This window comes from Streptomyces silaceus (assembly GCF_001419745.1).
GTDB lineage: Bacteria > Actinomycetota > Actinomycetes > Streptomycetales > Streptomycetaceae > Streptomyces > Streptomyces silaceus.
In genome coordinates this window covers 1-1,298 of record NZ_LIRJ01000524.1, presented here as the reverse complement: position 1 = coordinate 1,298, position 1,298 = coordinate 1, and the positions used below count along the sequence as shown (strand labels likewise).

General features: G+C 77.3%; 1 protein-coding gene. It reads right to left on the bottom strand.

Annotated features, from left to right (window positions below; translation table 11 throughout):
* The coding region (locus AOK22_RS35785) for an NAD(P)/FAD-dependent oxidoreductase (protein WP_055702860.1) at positions 1-1,213 on the bottom strand (1,213 nt) is incomplete at its 3' end.
* Positions 1,214-1,298 lie beyond the last annotated feature (85 nt).

The following is a 1,298-nucleotide window of genomic DNA, read 5'->3' as shown; positions in this document are numbered from 1 at the left end:
GGTCGGGGGTGAGCAGGTGGAGCAGGGGGCTCGCGTCGTCGGGCAGCGGCTCGGCGGACTCCCAGGCGCGGGCCAGGGCGCCCACCGAGCCGAGCTCGCCGAGCAGCACGCCGCCGACGAGCCGGTCGCCGCGGACGACGACCTTGCGGTACGTCCCGCGGGTGGCGTCCGCGAGCCGGACGACGTCGTCGTCGGGGCGCGGCTCGACCTCGCCGAAGGCGGCCAGGTCCAGGGCGTCGGGGCCGGGGCCCGTCAGGGTGAGGCGGGTCAGGGCGCGGGTGCCGGTGTAGGGGCGGGCGGCCCGGTCGCCGTCCGTGCCGGCCAGCGCGTCCGCGAGCGCGTCGGCCTGCTCCACGGCGGGGGTCGCGAGGCCGTAGACGCGGCCCGCGTGCTCGGCGCAGTCCCCGATCGCCCGCACGTGCGGATCGGACGTCCGCAGCAGGTCGTCCACGACGATCCCCTTGCGTACGTCCAGACCGGCGGCCAGCGCCAGGCCGGTGCGGGGGCGCACCCCGCAGGCCAGGACGGTCAGTTCGGTGTCCAGGGCGTAGCCGTCGGCGAACTCGACGCGGCGCACGGCACCGCCGTCGACGCCGACCCCGCGCACGCGGCACTCGGTGTGCACCTCGACGCCCAGGCCGGTCAGGTGACGGCGCACCAGCTCCGATGACTCCGGGTCGAGCTGGCGCTCCATCAGGCGCTCGGCCTGCTGGGCCAGGACCACCTGGGCGCCGCGCCGGGCGAGCGCGCGGGCCGCCGAGACCCCGAGGAGGCCGCCGCCGATGACGACGGTACGGGTGCCGGGCGACACGGCGGCGGACAGGGCGAGGCAGTCGTCCATGGTCCGGAAGGCGTGCACGCCGCGCGGGAGTTCCCGGGCGCCGGGCGCGAACAGGCCGCGCAGCGGCGGCAGGACGGGGTTCGAGCCGGTCGCGAGGACGAGGGTGCCGTACGGGACGACGGTGCCGTCCGCGCAGTGCACCCGCCGCTCCGCGCGGTCGACGCGGACCGCGCGGGTGCGGAGCGTGGTGCCCGGGTGGCCCGGCAGCGCGATGACGTCCGGTCCGTACCGGCCCGCGAGGACCTCGGCCAGCAGGACGCGGTTGTACGGGGCGTGCTCCTCCTCGCCGATCAGCACGGTGCCGGCGCCGAGGCGTTGGGCGACGCGGGTGCCTGCGAGGCCCGCGCCGATCACCACTACCGTCGATGTCATGCCCCGCAGCCTGCGGCCCGGGTGTTACCCGTCCGGGACCGCGTTGTTTCCCTCGGGGAACGGTGTTCTCAGCGGGGTGGGGGTG